12 protein-coding genes and 3 tRNA genes are annotated in these 19,948 nt (G+C 61.5%); 1 reads left to right on the top strand and 14 read right to left on the bottom strand.

Translation table 11 applies throughout. The features are described from left to right. Window positions 1-23: 23 nt before the first annotated feature. The 5 genes from thrS to uvrB form a co-directional block, all read right to left on the bottom strand. Entirely contained in the window at window positions 24-1,928 is a 1,905-nt protein-coding gene (thrS, locus tag ACVOLQ_RS14315) for a threonine--tRNA ligase (RefSeq protein WP_481528441.1), read from the bottom strand. Between the two features lie 488 nt (window positions 1,929-2,416). Continuing rightward, entirely contained in the window at window positions 2,417-3,565 is a 1,149-nt protein-coding gene (locus ACVOLQ_RS14320) for an agmatine deiminase family protein (protein ID WP_481528442.1), read from the bottom strand. Between the two features lie 369 nt (window positions 3,566-3,934). Then, a tRNA-Val gene (locus ACVOLQ_RS14325) sits at window positions 3,935-4,009 on the bottom strand. A 115-nt stretch (window positions 4,010-4,124) separates the two neighbouring features. After that, window positions 4,125-4,199: transfer RNA gene (locus ACVOLQ_RS14330), tRNA-Val, on the bottom strand. Window positions 4,200-4,295: 96 nt separating this feature from the next. Then, entirely contained in the window at window positions 4,296-6,314 is a 2,019-nt protein-coding gene (uvrB, locus tag ACVOLQ_RS14335) for an excinuclease ABC subunit UvrB (RefSeq protein WP_481528443.1), read from the bottom strand. 152 nt (window positions 6,315-6,466) lie between these two features. Between uvrB and ACVOLQ_RS14340 the strand changes: the two genes are divergently transcribed. Then, window positions 6,467-7,012 carry a GspH/FimT family pseudopilin gene (locus tag ACVOLQ_RS14340; RefSeq protein WP_313493680.1) on the top strand — a complete coding sequence of 182 codons (546 nt, stop codon included), beginning with the start codon at window positions 6,467-6,469 and terminating at the stop codon, window positions 7,010-7,012. Between the two features lie 35 nt (window positions 7,013-7,047). Here the strand turns inward: ACVOLQ_RS14340 and ACVOLQ_RS14345 are convergent. From ACVOLQ_RS14345 to ACVOLQ_RS14385, 9 genes are all read right to left on the bottom strand, one after another. After that, a tRNA-Asn gene (locus ACVOLQ_RS14345) sits at window positions 7,048-7,124 on the bottom strand. Between the two features lie 46 nt (window positions 7,125-7,170). Further along, window positions 7,171-7,602 (bottom strand): type IV pilin protein, encoded by a 432-nt coding sequence (locus ACVOLQ_RS14350; protein ID WP_481528444.1) that lies wholly within the window; start codon window positions 7,600-7,602, stop codon window positions 7,171-7,173. A gap of 12 nt (window positions 7,603-7,614) precedes the next feature. Beyond that, on the bottom strand, window positions 7,615-12,270 hold the full coding sequence (locus ACVOLQ_RS14355; protein ID WP_481528445.1) for a pilus assembly protein: 4,656 nt from the start codon (window positions 12,268-12,270) through the stop codon (window positions 7,615-7,617). Beyond that, complete coding sequence (locus ACVOLQ_RS14360; RefSeq protein ID WP_313169536.1) at window positions 12,267-12,701, bottom strand: pilus assembly PilX family protein; 435 nt, start codon at window positions 12,699-12,701, stop codon at window positions 12,267-12,269. The genes ACVOLQ_RS14355 and ACVOLQ_RS14360 overlap by 4 nt, the downstream gene beginning before the upstream one ends. Window positions 12,702-12,756: 55 nt before the next feature. After that, the gene (locus tag ACVOLQ_RS14365; RefSeq protein ID WP_313169534.1) at window positions 12,757-13,941 is read right to left on the bottom strand and encodes a PilW family protein; all 1,185 of its coding nucleotides are present in this window, start codon (window positions 13,939-13,941) and stop codon (window positions 12,757-12,759) included. Beyond that, the gene (gene pilV, locus ACVOLQ_RS14370; protein WP_481528446.1) at window positions 13,938-14,414 is read right to left on the bottom strand and encodes a type IV pilus modification protein PilV; all 477 of its coding nucleotides are present in this window, start codon (window positions 14,412-14,414) and stop codon (window positions 13,938-13,940) included. The genes ACVOLQ_RS14365 and pilV overlap by 4 nt, the downstream gene beginning before the upstream one ends. Further along, window positions 14,411-14,926, bottom strand: coding sequence for a GspH/FimT family pseudopilin (locus tag ACVOLQ_RS14375; RefSeq protein WP_313493675.1), 516 nt, complete (start codon window positions 14,924-14,926; stop codon window positions 14,411-14,413). The genes pilV and ACVOLQ_RS14375 overlap by 4 nt, the downstream gene beginning before the upstream one ends. Before the next feature lie 159 nt (window positions 14,927-15,085). Then, complete coding sequence (gene ppnN, locus ACVOLQ_RS14380; RefSeq protein ID WP_313169528.1) at window positions 15,086-16,474, bottom strand: nucleotide 5'-monophosphate nucleosidase PpnN; 1,389 nt, start codon at window positions 16,472-16,474, stop codon at window positions 15,086-15,088. A gap of 112 nt (window positions 16,475-16,586) precedes the next feature. Then, window positions 16,587-19,886 carry a TonB-dependent receptor gene (locus tag ACVOLQ_RS14385; RefSeq protein ID WP_481528447.1) on the bottom strand — a complete coding sequence of 1,100 codons (3,300 nt, stop codon included), beginning with the start codon at window positions 19,884-19,886 and terminating at the stop codon, window positions 16,587-16,589. Window positions 19,887-19,948 lie beyond the last annotated feature (62 nt).

Below are 19,948 nucleotides of genomic sequence, written 5' to 3' on the forward strand. Positions count from 1 at the left end.
CCGGGGCCGGGGCCCTACTTACTTCAATGCTTCAATTCTGCCTGCAGCCGCTCGACGAAGGCCTGAACCGACATCGAACCAAGGTCTTCACCGGACCGCGTGCGTACCGCCACGGCCCCGTTCTCCCTCTCGCGGTCGCCCACGACCAGCAGGTACGGTACGCGCTGCAGCGTATGCTCGCGAATCTTATAGCCGATCTTCTCGTTGCGCAAATCGGCGTCAACCCGGAAGCCTTGATTTGCAAGGCTTTTGCGAACTTCGTCGACGTAATCGGCCTGGGCGTCGGTGATATTGGCCACCACCACCTGCACCGGCGCCAGCCAGGTCGGGAACGCGCCGGCGTGCTGCTCGATCAGAATACCCAGGAAACGCTCCATCGAGCCCACGATCGCACGGTGCAGCATCACCGGATGACGCTTCTGGCTGTTCTCGTCCACGTATTCAGCACCGAGGCGACCCGGCATCATGAAGTCGACCTGCATGGTACCCAGCTGCCAGGTACGGCCGATGGCATCCTTCAGGTGGTACTCGATCTTCGGGCCGTAGAACGCGCCCTCGCCCGGCAGTTCCTGCCACTCGACGCCGCAGCTGGAGAGCGCGGTACGCAGCGCACCCTCGGCCTTGTCCCAGGTTTCGTCGTCACCGAGGCGCGATTCCGGACGCAGCGCGATCTTGATCTGGATTTCCTCGAAGCCGAACGCCTTGTACACCGCCAGCGCCTGCTGGTGGAAGGCCGTCACTTCGGCTTCGACCTGGCTCTCGGTGCAGAAGATGTGGCCATCGTCCTGGGTGAAACCACGCACGCGCAGGATGCCGTGCAGCGCGCCGGACGGCTCGTTGCGATGGCAGGCACCGAACTCGCCGTAGCGGATCGGCAGGTCGCGATAGCTGTGCAGCCCCTGGTTGAACAGCTGCACGTGGCCCGGGCAGTTCATCGGCTTCAGCGCATAGGTGCGCTTCTCCGACTCGGTGAAGAACATGTTGTCCTGGTAGTTGTCCCAGTGACCGGACTTCTTCCACAGGCTGACGTCAAGGATCTGCGGGCAACGCACTTCGCCGTAACCACTCTGGCGGTAGACATTGCGCATGTACTGCTCGACGACCTGCCAGATCGACCAGCCCTTCGGATGCCAGAACACCAGGCCCGGCGCTTCTTCCTGCAGGTGGAACAGGTCCTGCTGCTTGCCGATGCGGCGGTGGTCGCGCATTTCAGCTTCTTCGATGCGCTTGATATAGGCCTCGAGCTGCTTCTTGTCGGCCCAGGCGGTGCCGTAGATGCGCTGCAGCTGCTCGTTCTTGGCATCGCCACGCCAGTACGCACCGGAGATGCGCATCAGCTTGAAGGACTTCAGGAAGCGCGTGTTCGGCACGTGCGGACCGCGGCACATGTCCACGTATTCTTGGTGGTAGTACATGCCCATCGCGGTGATGTCGTCGGACATGTCCTCGATCAGGCGCAGCTTGTAGTCTTCGCCGCGCGCCTTGAAGATTTCGACCACTTCCGCGCGCGGCGTGACCTTCTTGATCACGTCATAGTCCTGCGCGATCAGCTCGCCCATGCGCTTCTCGATCGCCGCCATGTCTTCCGGCGTGAACGGGCGCTCGTTGTAGATGTCGTAGTAGAAGCCTTCAGCGATGACCGGGCCGATCACCATCTTGGCGTCCGGGTACAGCTGCTTCACGGCATGACCGACCAGGTGGGCGCAGGAGTGGCGGATGATCTCCACGCCCTCCTCGTCCTTTGCGGTGATGATGCGCAGCGAAGCGTCGTGATCGATCACGTCGCTGGCATCGACCTGCACGCCGTCCACGGCGCCGGCGATGGTGGCCTTGGCCAGGCCCGCACCAATGGACTGGGCAACGTCCATGACGCTGACCGGGTTTTCGAACTGACGGACGCTGCCGTCTGGGAGAGTGATGTTGATCATGGGGTTCACCAAAGGTCACGGCCCGCCGGGCGGGCTGGAAACAACGCCAACAGGCGCGATTTCACGGGATTCACGGAATTCTGGGCAATAAAAAAGCGCCACGACGGCGCCTGCATCAGGGCGGTGGCGGAGATCAGCAGTGGGCGATGGTAGTGCTCATGTCACACGCTCGGCCGGCGTTTCGCGCGGGCCACCTTGGTTGCCGGAGGGGTCGTCATGGAGATATTAAACCAATCAGGGCAAACCTGCTCTGGGGCTCTCCGCGCCACATGCCACCCTCAGCGCCAGAAGCCTGAACCCCGGCCTTCGCAGCCGGACTTCACCGGAATCAAGGCACCCCAGCCACGCCGGCCAAGCCACCCCGCACCACCCCGAAAACCCGGCAAAGCCCGTGAAACCGGCAACCACGAGAAGGCCTCCACAGCCACTGCCGCCTGCAACCGACGGGCCAGCCAACCCCATCGAAGCGGCCGGACATACACGGATCCTCAGTGCCCAGCCGCATCCAGCTGGTGCTGAGCCCCGCCGAAAACCGGAAGATTCTTGCTCACGCAGTGAATGCCGCCACCACCGGCAGCGATCGGGTCGATATTGAGCTGGACGATCTCACGCCCCGGATAGAGCGACTTCAGCAGATCCCTGCAGCGCGCATCCGCCTCGGCATCACCGAACTCGGGAGCGATGACCGCACCATTGATCGGCAGGAAATTGATATAGCCCGCTGCATAGTCAGCCTCACGCGTATACATGTTGTCGCGCGGCGCCTGCGGGGGTGACAGGGTATGCACCTGCAGCCGGCGCCCGGCCGCATCGGTGGCTGCCTCCAGAATCTCCAGATGACGCCGGGTAACCGCGAAATCATAGGAATCCGGGTCGTTGTCCAGGTTGGCAACGACCACGCCCGGCGAGGCAAAGCGCGCATAGAAATCAACATGGGCATCGGTGATGTCCTGCCCCTTGATCCCCGGCAACCAGATGATCCTGCGCAGGCCGAGCAGCGACTTCAATTCAGCCTCGATCTGCGCCCTGCTCATGCCCGGATTGCGGTTGTCGTTGACCCAGCAACTCTCGGTGATGATCGCCGTGCCATCACCATCCACCTCGATACCACCACCTTCGCCGATGAGGCGACTGCGTATGTAGCGTGCCTGCAGATCACCACTCAAGGTCTTCGCCACGGCAGTATCGGCCGCGAAGGCCTGCTTGCGCCCCCAGCCATTGAAGTTGAAATCAGCCAGTCCGAGCTGCGCATCAGGCCCGAACACGAAACAGCCGCCGTAATCGCGCACCCAGATGTCATCCAGCGGCATCGGCATGTAGTGGATATTGGCAGTGCCGCAGGCGCGCCGGGCCTCCGCCTCCTGCGCCTGGCGACACAGAATGGTGACAGGCTGATAGCGCGATATCGTCCTGGCGAGCAGCGCAACCGTCCTGTTCACCGGGCCGGCCCAGTCGCGCCAGACCGCCCTGGATGCGGCATAGGCGAGGAATACACGCGCCTGCGGCGCCTCCTCCGCGGGCATGCGCCATTGCGACTCGGCCATCGCCACCAGCGGCGCAGACATGCCGATCTTCACGGATGCCGCCGCACCAACACCAACAGAAAGCTGGGCAAGAAACTGCCTACGACTGGACATCACGCCACCTCAACGAACATTCAACAGGGCAACCAGCCAGCCAACGGGACGAGGCCAACGGATAGCAGCGCACGCGGCACCCAGCCACCGCCAACACCAGTGAACCTCGCAGCGTCAGGCGAACAGATACTCCCGTGCAATGGATGAAGGCGCTGTCGCGACAGGCGTAGCGAGGGACCCACACACGACATCGCCCAACGCGCAATCCAGCGCACTGCGAGACGCGCAGGAAGAGTGACCACAAGGGTCTTGCTGAACCAAGAGATACCCGGATCTGCCGGGATAGGCGGAGTACGAGTGCGAGGCCAGAAGGCCTGATTCGTTCGTCACGTGAATCCACCGAAACCGTCGCTGGTGCGTGGTTTCAAGTGGTGGGCGGTACAGGGTTCGAACCTGTGACCCCTACCATGTCAAGGTAGTGCTCTACCGCTGAGCTAACCGCCCGTTTGAAGCCTTTCTACGTCACAAGGGCCGAATCAGCCGTACTGCAACGCATAACATCACCTGGAAACAAAAAACCCGGCCGGTGCCGGGCTTTCGTGGCCACTTCCCGAGGAAGTGGTGGGCGGTACAGGGTTCGAACCTGTGACCCCTACCATGTCAAGGTAGTGCTCTACCGCTGAGCTAACCGCCCTTCTCAACAACAATTAAGCGTTGCGAGGGCGCGTATCTTAACCCTGCTCTTCACGAAGAACAACCGTTTTCTGGAAATATTTCACACCGGGCCGCCTCAGCCCAGATTGGCTTCCTTCAGGCGGTGGATCTGGTCGCGTATGCGCGCAGCATCCTCGAACTCCAGATCGCGGGCGTGCTGGTACATCGCCTGCTCCAGCTCCTTGAGGCGTGCCGCCAGCCTGGCCGGCTCCAGCGGCAGGTAATCCGCCTCGGGCTCAGCCACGCGCCGACCCTTGCCCTTCGCATTGGACTTGGGCGAGCTTTCCTCATGCGCGCCTTCCAGGATGTCGACGATGGGCCGCATCACCGACTGCGGCACGATGCCGTGCGCCTCGTTGTACTCCACCTGCTTCTGCCGGCGTCGATCCGTTTCATCGATCGCCGCCTGCATCGAGCGGGTGATCTTGTCGGCATACAGGATGGCCTTGCCTCGCACATTGCGGGCCGCACGGCCGATGGTCTGGATCAACGAGCCGGTTGAACGCAGGAAGCCTTCCTTGTCGGCATCGAGGATCGCGACCAACGACACCTCGGGCATGTCCAGACCTTCGCGCAGCAGGTTGATGCCAACCAGCACATCGAACTTGCCCAGGCGCAGGTCGCGGATGATTTCCACGCGCTCCACCGTATCCACGTCCGAGTGCAGGTAGCGCACGCGGATGCCGTGTTCACCCAGGTACTCGGTGAGGTTTTCGGCCATGCGCTTGGTCAAGGTGGTGACCAGCACGCGGTCGCCCATCTTGATGCGCTCAGTCGCCTGCGACATCAGATCATCGACCTGGGTGCCAACCGGGCGGATCTCCACCTGCGGATCGATCAGGCCGGTCGGGCGCACCACCAGCTCGGTGATGTCATCGCCCGACTCGCGAAGTTCGTACGGACCCGGCGTCGCCGACACATAGATGGCGCGCGGAGAACGTGCCTCCCACTCTTCGAAGCGCAGCGGACGGTTGTCCAACGCTGAAGGCAGGCGGAAGCCGAATTCGACCAGGGTTTCCTTGCGCGAACGATCGCCCTTGTACATGGCACCGATCTGCGGAATGGTCACGTGCGATTCGTCGATGACCAGCAACGCATCCGGTGGCAGGTAATCGAACAGGGTCGGCGGCGGATCGCCAGCCGCCTTGCCGGTGAGGTGACGCGAGTAGTTCTCGATGCCGTTGCAATAGCCAACCTCTGCCATCATTTCCAGGTCGTACTGGGTGCGCTGCGCCAGACGCTGCGCTTCGACCAGCTTGTTCTGCGCGTACAACTGCTCCAGCCGCTCCTTCAGCTCGACCTTGATGGTCTCGACCGCCGCCAGCACACGCTCACGCGTGGTCGCGTAATGGGTCTTCGGATAGATGGTGTAGCGCTGCATCTTGCGCAGGCTTTCGCCGGTCAGCGGGTCGAACATGCTCAGTTGCTCGATGTCACCATCGAACAACTCGATGCGCAGCGCCTCGCTGTCCAGCTCGGCCGGGAACACATCGATCACCTCACCGCGCACCCGGAAGGTGCCGCGCTGCAGCTCGTACTCGTTGCGGGTGTATTGCAGCTGGGTCAGATGCTTGATCAGGTCACGCTGGTCGATGCGCTCGCCCTTGGACAGGATAAGGCGCAGCGACAGATAGTCTTCCGGCGCGCCGAGGCCGTAAATGGCCGACACCGTCGCCACTACGATCGCATCCGGCCGCGACAACAGGGTCTTGGTCGCAGCAAGACGCATCTGCTCGATGTGCTCGTTGATCGAGCTGTCCTTCTCGATGAAGGTGTCCGACGACGGCACATAGGCTTCGGGCTGGTAGTAATCGTAGTAGCTGACGAAGTACTCCACCGCGTTGTTCGGGAAGAACGCCTTGAACTCGCCGTACAACTGCGCCGCCAGGGTCTTGTTCGGCGCCATCACCAGCGTCGGGCGCTGCACCTGCTGTACTACATTGGCAATCGTGTAGGTCTTGCCGGAACCGGTCACACCCAGCAGGGTCTGCTTGGCGATACCGGCCTCGAAGTTGGCCACCAGCTTTTCGATGGCGGCCGGTTGGTCGCCGGCAGGCGAATACGGCGATACGAGCTGGAAGCTGTCGTCTGACATGGCGAAGGGACCTCAAGTGACCCCTCAGTATATCCAGCGCCAGCGTGACAGCCCGCCATCCCGGCTACCTACGATTCATCCCGGGCTTGGACGATGGGCCGAAACACGCCGGCTGACGATGATGATCGCCCAGCTGCGGGCAATGAACGACCATGAAAGCGCAAATCGGCAGCCGTTCAGCCTCTGCTGGCATCAGCCTGCTGGAAATACTTATCTGCGTGGCGATCCTGATGCTGACGGCCGCCATTGCACTGCCCCACACCACACAGATGCTGACCCAGCAACGGATTCGGCAACAGATGCTGCTCCTGCATGCACAACTCGCCATGGCCCGCAGCACCGCAATAACCCGCAGCACCCCCGTCAGCCTGTGTCCAAGCCGGGATGGCGTGTTGTGCCGGACAGACAGCGACTGGAGCAGCGGCCGCCTCATGTACCTGGACGGCGGCCGCAAAGCACAGCCGGGATCACCTGCCGACGTCCTGCTCGCCACGCCCCAAGAACCCCTGCCCGCTGGCGCGACGATCAGGACAGGCACCTCGCGCAAGCGCATTCGCTTCCAAGCCGATGGTCGCAGCGCGGGTAGCAACACTACCTTCTACTTCTGCCACGCAGGCCAGTTGCAGGGAAAAGTGGTGATAAACAACCTTGGCCGCACGCGCAGTGAGCGCCCTCGCCAGCCAGAACCCTGCACATAAAAAAAGACCACGATCACTCGTGGTCTTTTCAAAAATGGCGCCCGAAGTTGGACTCGAACCAACGACCCCCTGATTAACAGTCAAGTGCTCTAACCGGCTGAGCTATTCGGGCGAGGTGCGCATTCTACAGAGTCAAACCGCGGAGGGCAACACCAGGATCACCAGCAATCCGCCGTCGACCCCTTGGTGTTGCCCTTGGCACCCGCCTGGGTGATGGAGAGATTGCCACACTTGTCCTTGGCCTGGGCCGTACTCGCCGAAACCGTTGCCACCAGCGTGATGGCATTGGCGGTTGCCGCCGGGTTGATGGCGATCGTATACCACGCTGTGCCACCTTCGCGCGGTGAACGCTGCTGATCCGCCAACAATGTGAACCCAACATAGGTGTTGTTGACCGTGTGATAGCGCTCGGCCAACTGCATGTACTCGAGGATGTCCGCCTTGGCCTGCGTACGCCGCGCCTTGCGCACGTACTCCTGATAGGACGGATAGGCGATCGCGGCGAGTACCGCGATCACCACGACCACGATCATCAGTTCGATCAGGGTGAAGCCACGGACGGCCTTCTTCAACGCGAAACCAGAATTCATTTTCATCCCCCGTTACCGGACCTGACGCCAAGACTGTCGCCCACACGGCCGCGGCATGTACAGCGGCGGCGCACCAACAGCGCGCAGGACGAAGGTGCACATTTCACTCTGGATCTGCTTGTCCAGCGTACAGGCCGGATCCGTCGGGTCGCATGGCGCAAGTTTCGGCACGAAAATACTCGAGTCCTTCACGGGTGGTGATGTCGGGTTGTCCGCGTTGTTCAGGGAAACACCACCGCAGTTCCCGGTGCACATCGGGTCACCACCGGGCGTCAAACTCAGCCCGGACAAGCCACCTGCACCGGAAAGGATATCCAGACCGTACAGCCAGTTCACGCCGCCACCCGCCGAGCACGCCGCCTCACCCGGCGTGAAAGTCGTGAAGAACACCTTGCCGTTCTGGATGCTCGGCGTACCGATGAAGCGCTCACCGACCGCGTTGCCGGTCACAACCTTCAGGTCGACATACCAGCCACGCTTGCTGACATAACTGACCGGGTTATTGGTCACGCCTCGAATCTCGTGCCCACCGGACGCAGTAGCCGCCATCACCGCCTGTCCAACCAGTGCGTCACGACCGGTGGTGATGGCGGTTGTCGAAAGATCATCGGTAATGCCGTAGAGGCTCTGCACCGGCAATCCGGTACCGCCGGTATTGTCACCTACCGCGAAGTAGCGGCCGGTACCGAAGAACAGGCTGACGCCACCACCCGGGCCCGCCGCAACCTCGATACCGCCGGTAATCGGCTGTGCCACGCCATCCTTGACCGCAGTGAACAACGGCGTACCCGAGAAGGCCACCGACCACGCACTCGGCGTCGGGCTGGAAAGGTTGTATTTCCAGATATTTCCCTGCATGTCGCCGGCATAAACAGTGTCCGCCAAGCCACTGCTGTTGTTCAGCGATACCGCCGCGACATTCATCACACCATTGCGCCCGGCGTATGCCGCATCGGTAGGCCTCAGCTTGGCCAGTATTTCGCCGGTCTGGATATCGACCACGAACAGCACAGCACGGCCACTGGCCGAGTTGACGCCATTGCCGAAGATCGCCACGAAGCGGACGCCAGTGGCGCTGGCTATCGGCACGATGACAGGCTTGCCCAGCGCGAAGCCCATGTCACTGTCATTCTTGCCGGTAATCTCCCAAAGCACCTTGGTCTGATCAAAGGTGGTGGGGGCCGATACATCCAGGCCGAACATCGAACCAAACCCGCCAACCGTCGCCGATGGCGCAACCGAGGCGGCGCCAGCGCCGGTGGAGCCCACCAGCACGGTCTTCCAACTGCTGCCGTAATAGACGTCCGATGTCGCGATCAGGCCGTCGACGTAGTAGCGGTGCACGTAGCTGGGATTGGCCAGCTCCGCCATATGCGACAACGCCGTGGATGGAATGAAGCCAAACCGCTCCACACCGCCATTGGTGTCGTTGGATGCATCAAACGCATGCAGCATGCCGTCGTTGGCGCCCACGTAAACCATCGGCTTTGCAGAGGACAGCTTGGAGGCAAGGAAGGTCTTGTAACTCACCCCCAACCCGTTTTTCCAGGCCAGATCGGTCTGCCCTGCCCATGCACCAAACCCATAGTCATCGCGCGGCGTGACCACTACCGGCGACGAATTCACGACATCCCCCATCAGCGAGGAGCGCGTGCGCAAACCTGCAACCGCACCGCCCTTCAGATAGCCGATAAGCGTATCGACCGTGCGCGATCCGAACCAGGTCGGGATTGTCTCCAGTCCCATTGCCGCCAGCTTCTGCTCCCGCGTTGTGCCCGGAACATTGGCGCTGGTGAATGCACCTGCGGTGACAGGCACATTCGCACCACTGCCATCGACGTTGTTGGCGGTCTTCACCATGTAAATACGGCGTGCACTCGGGTCCAGCTTGGCCGCCGCACTCCACAGCACAGCACCGTCGGTGCCGTCGGCAGCGACGCGGGTTGCAGAGACATCACCGGTCCAGTCGTTCGAGTCGATCGGCACGTTGAAACCCGCCGTGACCGTCAGCGAGTCGGTAGAGATGCGCGCACCCGCCGAGCCGCCCGAGACCTTGGAGTTGCTGCCAGCCGCGGCTTCGAAGATATCGCCCAGGCGCTTGCCCAGCTCCGCCGGGTTGCGCGCCAGGAAGTAATTGTCCGGTGACCCGGCCTTGATCGAGTCCCACTCGCCCGCGTCGGGGATGCCATTCCTGTTCTTGTCATTGAAGCCGCCGTACTTGGCGGCGTACCACAACGGACTCTCCAATGCGCCGGTGGACGAGGTCCCCAACCGGAAGCGCAACACCTGCGCCTTGGTCCAGGAATTTGGGGCGGCATCGGTCGTGCTCAGCACAGAGCCATTGTTGTCGCCCGGCCGCAGCAGCAGGCGCTTGACACCGTCATTGTTCGAACCCGAGATCGAATAGCCGGTGAGCATTGCGTTGCCGGCATAGGCGGAAAGATTCTCGATCCGGATCAGAACCTCGTTGTCGCCCACATTCAATTGACCGGCGGTGCAACCACCACCATCGGCGCGCCAGCAGATGTCCTTGGTGGTGGTTGTATTCTTGGGGTTGGTTTTATCGTCACAGGTGGCACCGATGCAATAAGTCAGCATCGACACCACGTCGTTATCGTGGTCGTTGCCCCACAGCGAGTCTTCCCACACCAACGAGAAGCTACCCGCCTTGCCATCCGTGCGCAGCGCCCTGCCGTACACGTGGTTAGGCGACACGGTGGCAGTCTTCGCACCAACACCAACGGAACCCAGGAAGCAGCTGCGCCAGTTGCTGGTGGCAGCAGTTGCCGTGCCCGAGTTGTTGGCCTGGCATAGCGGCGCCAGCGAAATCTTGCCGCCAGGCAAGGCAATATCGAACTTGGGCAGCGTCTCCGCCATCGCCACCGCATAGGTGGTCGTTGTCACCTTGTGCGTTGTGTCGTCCTTGCCCTGCAGCCCCGGTCGCAGATCAGTAGTAGCGCCCGCATAGGCAAGGCCAGCCAGCAGGTAACTACCCTCCATCGAAGGAATATCGGGGCAGATGCCTCGCGCCAAGCCCAGATCGGTGACGTTCTTGCTGGTACAAATATCTTCATGCGTAGGCAGGGAGGTGTAACGCGGCGTTTCCCCGACGCGCCCTATCGAATAGGCATGACCGTTGATCCCTTCTGCAGCACCTACCGCCGTTGTTGCCGCAGCCGCACTCTGCAGACGGGGAACCGACTGCACGTTGTCGCTGTCAAACGACGGCAAGCCCGACGACATCACCAGGATGTTGCAAGCGGCGCAGTAGGAGTTGCCGCCCGCCGAGGGCGCGCGATAGGGATCAAGCCAGGCCACCGACGTCGGCAGACCGGCCTGATCACCACTTGCACTGTAGGCTGCGGTTCGCGTCGTTCCGATGTCGCCGAAGTAGCGCAGTGCCTCGGAATACATCTCCGCCAAGGGGTTACCCCAGGCGCTGCACTTGTAGCTGCCATTGCCCGGATCGGTGAGCGTCTTGTCACCCTGTCGATTCAAGATGCCATAGGAATTACAGCCATCCCAGTTGTTGCTGTAGTTCCAGCCTTCGAGTTTGAAATTCGAAATGGTCTGGATGACGCTGCCAACGGTATTGGTGTTCTCAGTACAGAATTGCCCTGTCGAGAGGTTGATCTCATCGCCCGAGCCCGCCGTGCAATTCCCCGTACTGTTACCCGCCAGCTTGCCGATATTCTTGCGCAGCACGCCACCATCGCGGGGATTGGCATAGGTGCCGGAAATCAGGCCGAAGCGAAGCCGTCCACTCTCTCCATATTCCTGCAGCAGACCCGCCGGCTTATAGGAATCCGCACTGCCGTCACTGTACTTGCGACAGAAAGATTCGCGTCGATTCGCGGTGGCCGCCGCGGCGGCTGGATCACAGACCTCCACCCGAACCGTCATGTTGGTTGCACTGGAGGGCGCATCGTTCTTCGCCTCGCCAGAGCGCGGCGCGCCGCACTGGTAGCCGGCCGTCGAAGCCCATTCGGTGTACGCCGTATTGCCCGCCGCGACCTGCATCAGTGGCGCACCACCACTGCTTGTCGTCGCATTGCAGATGGAAACGATCTTCTCGGTCTGCGGCGTCAGCTTGCTCAGATCCGAACCGCTGTATACCTTGACCCAGGCATGCAGATCGTTGGGAATGGGCGCACGTTCAAGAACAGTCTTGTTGTTGGTATCCGTGCTGCGCTGGCCGCCGTAAAGCACCTGCCGCAGAATATCCAGACGACTCATCGTCGCCCAATTCAGGAAATTGCCCGACCAGCGGCCAGTCGCCGAGTCACAATAGTGCCCATTGGCCGGACCCGTCGCCTTGAACGTGGAAGACGACGTGGTATAGGCGTAACACAGCTTCGAATCAAAGTACCCCGCATACTCGAACGAATTCTTGTACGTGGTTTCGATGCCGTCGTTATCGTCGGGATTGAGATCGGTGTAGTCGCTGTACGCCTTGTTGAACAGCTGCTCGTCGCGCGACATCACCATCATCATCAATGGCGGCTGCGATTGCGACAGATACAGCGGCGACTGCGACAGGTTGTAATCACCCAACGCTGCCGGCAGGTTCGACACCACCAGCAGCAAGCCACCGATGGCCCCCAGGCCACCACCGATCTTGAGCCACTTTGATCCGGCCACGGATGAGAGACGACGTTTCATGTTCATGGGATAAAGATCGTGTCGATGACCGCCGTAGCGGAGGCATTTGCAGGGTCGTCGCTGGACAACACTGTGACTTCGTAGATATTGCCGGTCTGCTCGCTCTGCTTCGCGCCGAGTTTGAGGCTGGACGCCGCAAAACATTTGTCAATCCGCCGGGTGTAGGTCGCGCTGGCAGCGGAGATGCCTTCTGCCCAGGTCAGCGGATCGAACACCGGCGAACAGATTTCCTGATTGGCGGGATAAGTGCCGCTGGCGCCGTCAATGGCGGTCTGGATGTTTGTTTCGATGACGCGTGCAGCCATCTCTGCCTGCTGAAACGCCTGATTGGTGCGCATGTAGTTGGCCGACATCCGCTCCTGCATACCAGTGACCCGCATGCCGACGATGCCGATAAGGGCAAGCAATATCAAAAGTATCAGCGCGATATAGAGCACTGCACCCTGCTGCGCGCGCCGTGGCCGGAACCCTCTCATTCTGTACATGGCTCCCTCAATTGCCATAAAGGCGATTCCGCAGTGCAATGGTGCTCTGGTACACCGAGCGGAAGCGCCTGTCCGCCGGTGCCGCAAACGTCACTCCCAGTGCGTTGAGCTTGTTTGCAGCACTTGCCTGATCAGCTGCCGCCCGATCGGGACTGGCCATCACCAAGCCAACCTGCACCGCACCCACTCGACGCCAGGCGTTCTCGATTGCTGTTGGTGAATTGGTCTCGATGACCGCTGCGGTGTATTGCCGGTCGATGTAACCCGTCGGCGGATTATTCGCATTGAGCTCACGATCCTGCCCAAACAACAGCTGCATGCTCTCCACGCCTTCGACCAGCTCTTCCTTGTCGACCACGGGGTTGGCCGCGTTTGGCGCAAACAGGAAGCGTAGCCGGTACAGGGAACGCCCGCCGGTGGCATTGGTGGCCACGTAATAAATCGCGTTTTCTGCGCGGTACAACACCGCCTGGCCAGGCGTGAACACCTTGCTCAAGGCGACCGTATTGTTGGGCGGCGCGCCCAGCGTCACCGTGCCCGCCGCCGCTCCGGTGGCCTGCGCCTGAAACACTGCCGCGCCCATGCAGTCGCCCACGCCGAAAACACCGGGATTGGCCACTCCGCTCTGCAGCACGCTCCAGCGACTGCTGTCAAAATGGAACACCGGCGCCGCGGACGTACCCGTCGTCGAAGTAACCGGGACACCCTCCGGCGCCAGGTAACGCAGCACGATCACGTCACTGCCGGCCACCGCATCCGCCATCTGCGCGGAGAACTCCGCAGGCAGGGCCGGCGCAAAGTCAGCCGCACCGGTTGCCGACAAGGAAACGTCATTGCTCCCCGGCCCGGTTCCCGTCGCCTCATAGCCTTGAATGGATACGCCAAAATTGAGCGCTGGATGCGCGCCGGCGGCAAACGTCGTACTCAATGCCGGCGGGTTCTGCCGCATCATCGCCTGGTCATTGACGCAGCCGAAATGGCCGGCCATACGAATGTCGCGTTGCAGGTAATCCATTGCAAAGCGACCATTTTCCTGCACCCGCGCCAAGCCTTCGGAGAGCTGGTAAGCGGCGCGCGAACTCGCAAACACCTGCACGATGCCGAGGATGAGGATCGTGCCGATCAGCATTGCGATCATCAGCTCGATCAGTGTCAAACCACGCATGCGGTAGAGGGTAGACAGACGACTCATAGCTGCGACCTCAAAACAACCTGCCCATCATTCCCACCAACCCGCCAGCGCTCGTCATCCCAGGTCATCGTCACAGTGACTACATCTCCGTTGACCACCACCGCCGCAGTGCTGTCAGCCCCAAGCACCTTGCCGATCCTGCATTGCAAGGCCTTGCGGAACAACGCTGGCGTCACATTGGCGCCGGTTGGCGCCACACAGTCCGCATCTGCGGTCAACGCGTCGTAGTTGCCCGCATACGCAGCCTTGGAGATGCGATTGGCGCGCACCTGATCAAGTACCTCGTAGGCCAGGTTGGTCGCCTGGGTACGGTAATTGGCGCTCTGCACGAAGCGAACGTTCATCGTCTGCAACAGCGCCAGACCCAACAGGCCAACGCCAAGCACAAGAACTGCAATCATCACTTCGATCAGGGTGAAGCCAACCTGCCCCTGCCTGCCGAAGGTGCGGCGCATGTGGCGAACTTTGTTCATGGGCAAGCACCCTTGGCAACCTTGGTCTGCCCGGTCTGGTTGATGGACACCGTGCGCAGCAAGGCCTGCCCGCCGCAATCGGCAGGCTGCAGGGCAATGGCCTGCGCGGCCTGCGAACGGCGACGCCCACGCGAATCGAAGGCGATTACCAGGTCGGCGTCGTCGGCGACAACCTTGGGACTACCGGGGGAAACACGCACTACGGCTTCACCGGCGTCGAACGCACCGTTGCCGTTGGCATCCGTCCAAACCATCCAGCCGTCGCCCCAGGTGGCGCCATCACAGGCTGCTCCCGCGGTACTGGCGCACACGCCCGCGCCGCGGGCGCTCTTGATCGCCTCGGCACGGGCCAAGGACAAGGACGCCAATAATTCGTTGGTGGTTGTCGCAACCTGATTCGAGCGCATCACGCCCTGAAAGTTAGGAAACGCGACGGCCGCAAGAATAGCCAAGACCACCAAGGTGATCATCAGTTCGACCAGGCTGAAACCTGCTCCCCGTTTACCGCTCATGCAATACGCTCCCCAGCGTGCTGTCCGCAGCATGCCACCACGCCTCTTGCGAGGCAAGGAAAAGACAGAACGAAGAATTAATTAATGTGAAGAGGACATGAAAAGTCCTCTTCCATCACAAATTCAGGCCACCACCTGCGGACAGGCAGTGGCGTTCGTTCACGCCACCACTTGATAACAGGGATGGTACTCGCCTGAGATCTTCATGCGGCGCTGCTCGACGAAAGCCCGCAACAGTTCATCCAGGGCCTGCATCATTTCGGCATCGCCATGGATCTTGAACGGGCCGAACTCCTCGATCCTGGCCATGCTCTCTTCCTTGACGTTGCCGGCGACGATGCCGGAGAACGCGCGGCGGAGGTCGGCCGCCAGGTCCGGGGCCGGACGCCCCTTGTGCAGGTCCAGGCCAGCCATCGCTTCATGGGTGGGCACGAAGGGCTGCTGGTAGGCCAACGGAATGTCGACCTGCCAGTTGTAGAAGAACGAATCGCGCTGCGCCAGGCGGAATTCGCGCACCCGCTTGATACCCTGCGACATCTTGCGGGCCACGCCGACCGGGTCACCGACGATGATCTCATAGCGTTCGGCCGCCTTGTCACCCAGGGTCAGGCGGATGAATCGGTCGATCTGCTGGAAGTAAGGTGCCGCGATGGCCGGGCCACTTAGGATCAACGGGAACGGCAGGTCCTTGTTCTCCTCGCGCAGCAGGATGCCGAGCAGGTAGAGGATCTCCTCCGCCGTGCCGACGCCGCCGGGGAACACGATGATGCCGTGGCCGAGCCGCACGAAGGCTTCTAGGCGCTTCTCGATGTCCGGCATGATCACCAGGTGGTTGACGATCGGGTTCGGCGACTCGGCCGCGATGATGCCCGGCTCGGTGATGCCGATGTAGCGCGTATTGGTCTTGCGCTGCTTGGCGTGGGCGATGGTGGCGCCCTTCATCGGTCCCTTCATCGCACCCGGGCCGCAGCCGGTGCAGATATCCAGGCTGCGCAGGCCCAGCTCATACCCCACCTGCTTGGTGTACAGGTATTCATCACGCGAGATCGAGTGACCGCCCCAGCATACGACCAGGTTCGGGTCACTGGGCTGCAGGATGCGCGCATTGCGCAGCACGCCGAACACCGCATTGGTGATGCCGTCCGAGGTCTCCAGGTCCGAGGCGTACTCCGGCCCCAGTTCGATGGCCATATAGGCCAGGTCGCGAACCACCGAGAACAACAACTCGGCAATACCGCGGATGATTTCACCATCGACGAATGCAGCCGCCGGCGCATTGCTCAGATCGATGCGAACGCCGCGATCCTGCTGGGTCACCTGGACATCGAAGTCCGGATACAGATCGCGCGCAGCGCGCGGGTCATCGGAGGCACTGCCACTGGTCAGCACCGCCAGCGCACACCGGCGCAACAGCTCATGCATGCCGCCACTGGAAGCGTCGCGCAACCGCGCCACTTCCGCCCGCGACAACACGTCCAGACCACCGCGCGGATAGATGCGTGCGTCCTGCACCGGCAGCGCCCTCGCTGCCACGTCATTCTTGCTCATTTCCACAACTGCTCCTTCCTCTATGGCGATCGACTTTAGCGCTCCCTCCATTAAAAAGAAAACGGCCGGGTTGCCCCGGCCGTTTTCGGTTTACATCCGATCAGTCAAACGATCAGAACTTGTAGCGGAAGCCGACCTGCATCGACCAGCGCGATTCCCAATCGGTCAGGTTGACCTTGGTGACCTTGCTCGGATCGAAGTCGTAGATGTACTTGCCGGTTGCCTGGTCGATGCCCTTGAAGGTTGCAGCACCGCGGTCGCTGAACGGCGAGGCGTAGCTGACCTGTCCCCAGTCCTTATTCAGCAGGTTGCCGACGTTCATGATGTCCAACCAGATCTCGGCCTTGTGACCCTTGAAGAAGGTCGGCAGTTCCTGGCTGATACGCACGTCGAAGGTGTTGACCCAGGCATTGCGCTGGCTGTTGCGCGGCGCGATCTTGCCGCCGTAACCGGCCAGGCCTTCCTGGCCATCCAGCCATGCGAAGAACGCATCTTCCATCGAAGCGCCACCAACGAACTTCACGTCACCACGGCCAGCCGGCACGTAGAACAGGTCGTTGCTGTAGCCGTCGCCGTTGGCGTCGTTCAGGAAGCGCCAGCTGTACGGCAGGCCCGAACGGCCTTCGTAGAACATCGAGAAGGTCGTGTAGTTGTCACCGAAGAACGCCTTGCGGAACTGCAGGCTGCCGGTGAAGCGGTTCTTGACCTCGTAGTTGGAGGTCGAAGCAACCACGTCGTTCGGATTCACGCCGGCGATGTTGTTCCAGTTGGAGATCGCACGCGACGAGGTCAGCGGGCTGACTTCGGTAGCGTCGGTGTAGGTGTAACCCAGCGACCAGCCCCAGACGTCGGTCAGCGGCTTGCTCAGGCTGGCGGTGAACTGGTAGCTGCGACCCTTGTCGGTGTTCTTCAGCAGGATCACGCCATCGTTGTGCCAGCCGGTCACGTTCTCGTAGCCCGGGATGGTGTCGGCGATAGCGCCGACGCCGGTGTTGCTGCCGGCGCGCACGCCGGTCGCGGTGTACGGGTTCACCCAGTACATGTCACGACCATCCTGGCCGCGCACCGCATTGACGTTGCCCAGATCCAGGCGCTGGAATGCAATCGCATCCTTGACCTTGGTGTACAGCAACTCAACCGAGCCCACGACGCCGTACCACGGCAGTTCGTGATCGAACGCCAGGTTGGCCTTCCACACCGACGGCTGTGCGATGTCCTTTTCCATCAGGTTGACCATCATCGCGTAGCCCGAGGCCGGCGACGGCACGGTCGGGTTGTTCGGATCCAGCGAGACCGGCAGGTTCGCCCAGATCGCTTCGCGCTGCGCCTGGGTCATGTTGGCGGTGATGCGCTGGTTGTAGCCGATCAGACCGAAACCACTGTTCTGGTAGGAGTTACCCACCCACACATTGGCCGCTGCACCCTGGAACAGGCCCAGGCCACCACGCAGCTGCGTCGGACGGTCGTAGTCGAAGGTGTAGTTGAAGCCGAAGCGCGGCTGCACCAACGCCTTGTCCAGGGTCTGGCGGTTGTCATAACCGTAGATCTCCTGCACCAGCAGGTTGTGCACCGGCACGTCGTCCAGATCCGGAATGTCGACGCGCAGGCCGAACATCAGGTTCAGGTTGTAGTTGACCGCCCAGGTGTCCTGCACGAACAGGCCGGTGTTGCGATGCTTGTATTCCATCGCCACCGAATCCATGCCCTTGCCCGGAACCGGCGCATTCAGGTCATACACCCAGTAGTGGCCATTGCGGAAATCATCCAGGTTGGCAAAGCCATAGGTGCCCCAGATGTTCTGCGCGTACAGGTTGTAGATTTCGTTGGATTCCCAATCGAAACCGAACTTCAGGGTGTGATCACCCAGGTACCAGTTGGCGGCGCCATAGGCATTGGTGGTCTTGGTGCTGATGTCGTTGCCGTGACGGAATTCGTCGGCACCGGCATTGAGGTACGGCGGAGCAACTGCAGTGTTGCCCGGGCCACCGCCGATGATGATCTGCGGCAGCTTGGAGTAGACGTTGCTCAACGAGTCATAGGTACGGCGGCCGACCTTGAACTCGGTGGAGAAGTTCTCGTTCCAGTCGCTGAACAGCTGGATGACGTTGGTCTTCACTTCCTTGTTGATGTCGTACCAACGGCTGCTCAGGCCCAGCGCCGGACCGGCGGTGGAGATGCCGTGACCACCGTAGGAGGTGGAGCGGCTGCTGCCGACCAGGTTCGGATCAACCTGTTCCAGCTTGGAGAAACGTGCCGAGACGCGGTGGTCGTCGTTGATGTTCCAGTCCAGCTTGACGGCGTACTCTTCCACTTCCTGCTTGGTTTCAGCCGGAGCGTCCAGGGTACCGATGTCGACGCCGTAGACGTCCTTGGCGATCTTCTGTGCTTCAGCGATGAAGGCCGGATCGATGTCGACCACGTTGGTGGCGTTGGAGCCACGCGGGCCGTAGGACTGGGCGGCGCGGCTGCGCTCGTACTTCTCGTAGTTTGCGAAGAAGAACAGCTTGTCCTTGATGATCGGGCCGCCGAAGGTGGCACCCCAGGTCTTCTCGTCTTCAAAGCCGGTGAACTTGGCGTCGGTGACCGGGTGATCACCCACCATGTCCTTGTCACGGTAGGTGCCGTAGACCGAGCCATGGAATTCGTTGGTACCCGACTTGGTCACTGCGTCGACCACAGCACCGGTTGCGCCGGTGATGGTGGTGTCGTAGTTGGACACGTCGATGTTGATGGCTTCGATGGCATCCATCGAAACCGGCTGACGCATGGTCGGGAAGCCGTTGGATTCCAGGCCGAAGGTGTCGCTGGTGTTGATGCCGTCGATGCGGATGGCGTTGAAGCGCGGGTTCTGGCCACCAACGGTCAGTTCGCCACGCGACTTGTCGCTCTGGCTGATGCGCGGATCAAGACGCACGTAGTCCTGGATGTTGCGGTTGATCGACGGCAGCGCTTCGATCTGCTGCTGCGACACCGAGGTACCGGCACCCATCTTGTTCGCGCTGAACACGTCCGAACCACCGGCCACGGCCATCACCTGCACGGCTTCCAGGTTGGTAGCGGCAAGATCGCCACCCAGGGTGCCGTTGACGGTGTTGGTCTGGCTCAGGCTCAGGTAGACGCCTTCTTCGGTCTTGGTGCCTTCACCGGACTTGATGATGGTGATGGTGTACGGGCCACCCACGCGCAGGCCGCGTGCGTTGTAACGACCCGACGCATCGGTGGTCGCGCGGCTGACCGTGCCCGACTCAACGTGGGTGATGGTGACTTCAGCACCAGCAACCGGCTGGCCGCCGTTGTTGGTGACCTGGCCGCCGACGCCGGCGGAGGTGTTCTGGGCGAAAGCCGGAGCAGCCGCAAGTGCGGCGACAAGACCAAGGGTGAGCTTGGACATCCGGATGCGAGGGTGATTCATTATGGGTAGCCTCGATACGAGTTGGCGATTGAGAAAAAACGCGATCCATCAGCCCCGGGGTC

This window comes from Stenotrophomonas sp. STEN031 (assembly GCF_056759975.1).

Bases quoted from the DNA above. Each gene is read 5' to 3' on its own strand.
- thrS (WP_481528441.1), bottom strand. From the start codon at position 1,928: ATGATCAACATCACTCTCCCAGACGGCAGCGTCCGTCAGTTCGAAAAC.
- ACVOLQ_RS14320 (WP_481528442.1), bottom strand. From the start codon at position 3,565: ATGTCCAGTCGTAGGCAGTTTCTTGCCCAGCTTTCTGTTGGTGTTGGT.
- uvrB (WP_481528443.1), bottom strand. From the start codon at position 6,314: ATGTCAGACGACAGCTTCCAGCTCGTATCGCCGTATTCGCCTGCCGGC.
- ACVOLQ_RS14340 (WP_313493680.1), top strand. From the start codon at position 6,467: ATGAAAGCGCAAATCGGCAGCCGTTCAGCCTCTGCTGGCATCAGCCTG.
- ACVOLQ_RS14350 (WP_481528444.1), bottom strand. From the start codon at position 7,602: ATGAATTCTGGTTTCGCGTTGAAGAAGGCCGTCCGTGGCTTCACCCTG.
- ACVOLQ_RS14355 (WP_481528445.1), bottom strand. From the start codon at position 12,270: ATGAACATGAAACGTCGTCTCTCATCCGTGGCCGGATCAAAGTGGCTC.
- ACVOLQ_RS14365 (WP_313169534.1), bottom strand. From the start codon at position 13,941: ATGAGTCGTCTGTCTACCCTCTACCGCATGCGTGGTTTGACACTGATC.
- pilV (WP_481528446.1), bottom strand. From the start codon at position 14,414: ATGAACAAAGTTCGCCACATGCGCCGCACCTTCGGCAGGCAGGGGCAG.
- ACVOLQ_RS14375 (WP_313493675.1), bottom strand. From the start codon at position 14,926: ATGAGCGGTAAACGGGGAGCAGGTTTCAGCCTGGTCGAACTGATGATC.
- ppnN (WP_313169528.1), bottom strand. From the start codon at position 16,474: ATGAGCAAGAATGACGTGGCAGCGAGGGCGCTGCCGGTGCAGGACGCA.
- ACVOLQ_RS14385 (WP_481528447.1), bottom strand. From the start codon at position 19,886: ATGAATCACCCTCGCATCCGGATGTCCAAGCTCACCCTTGGTCTTGTC.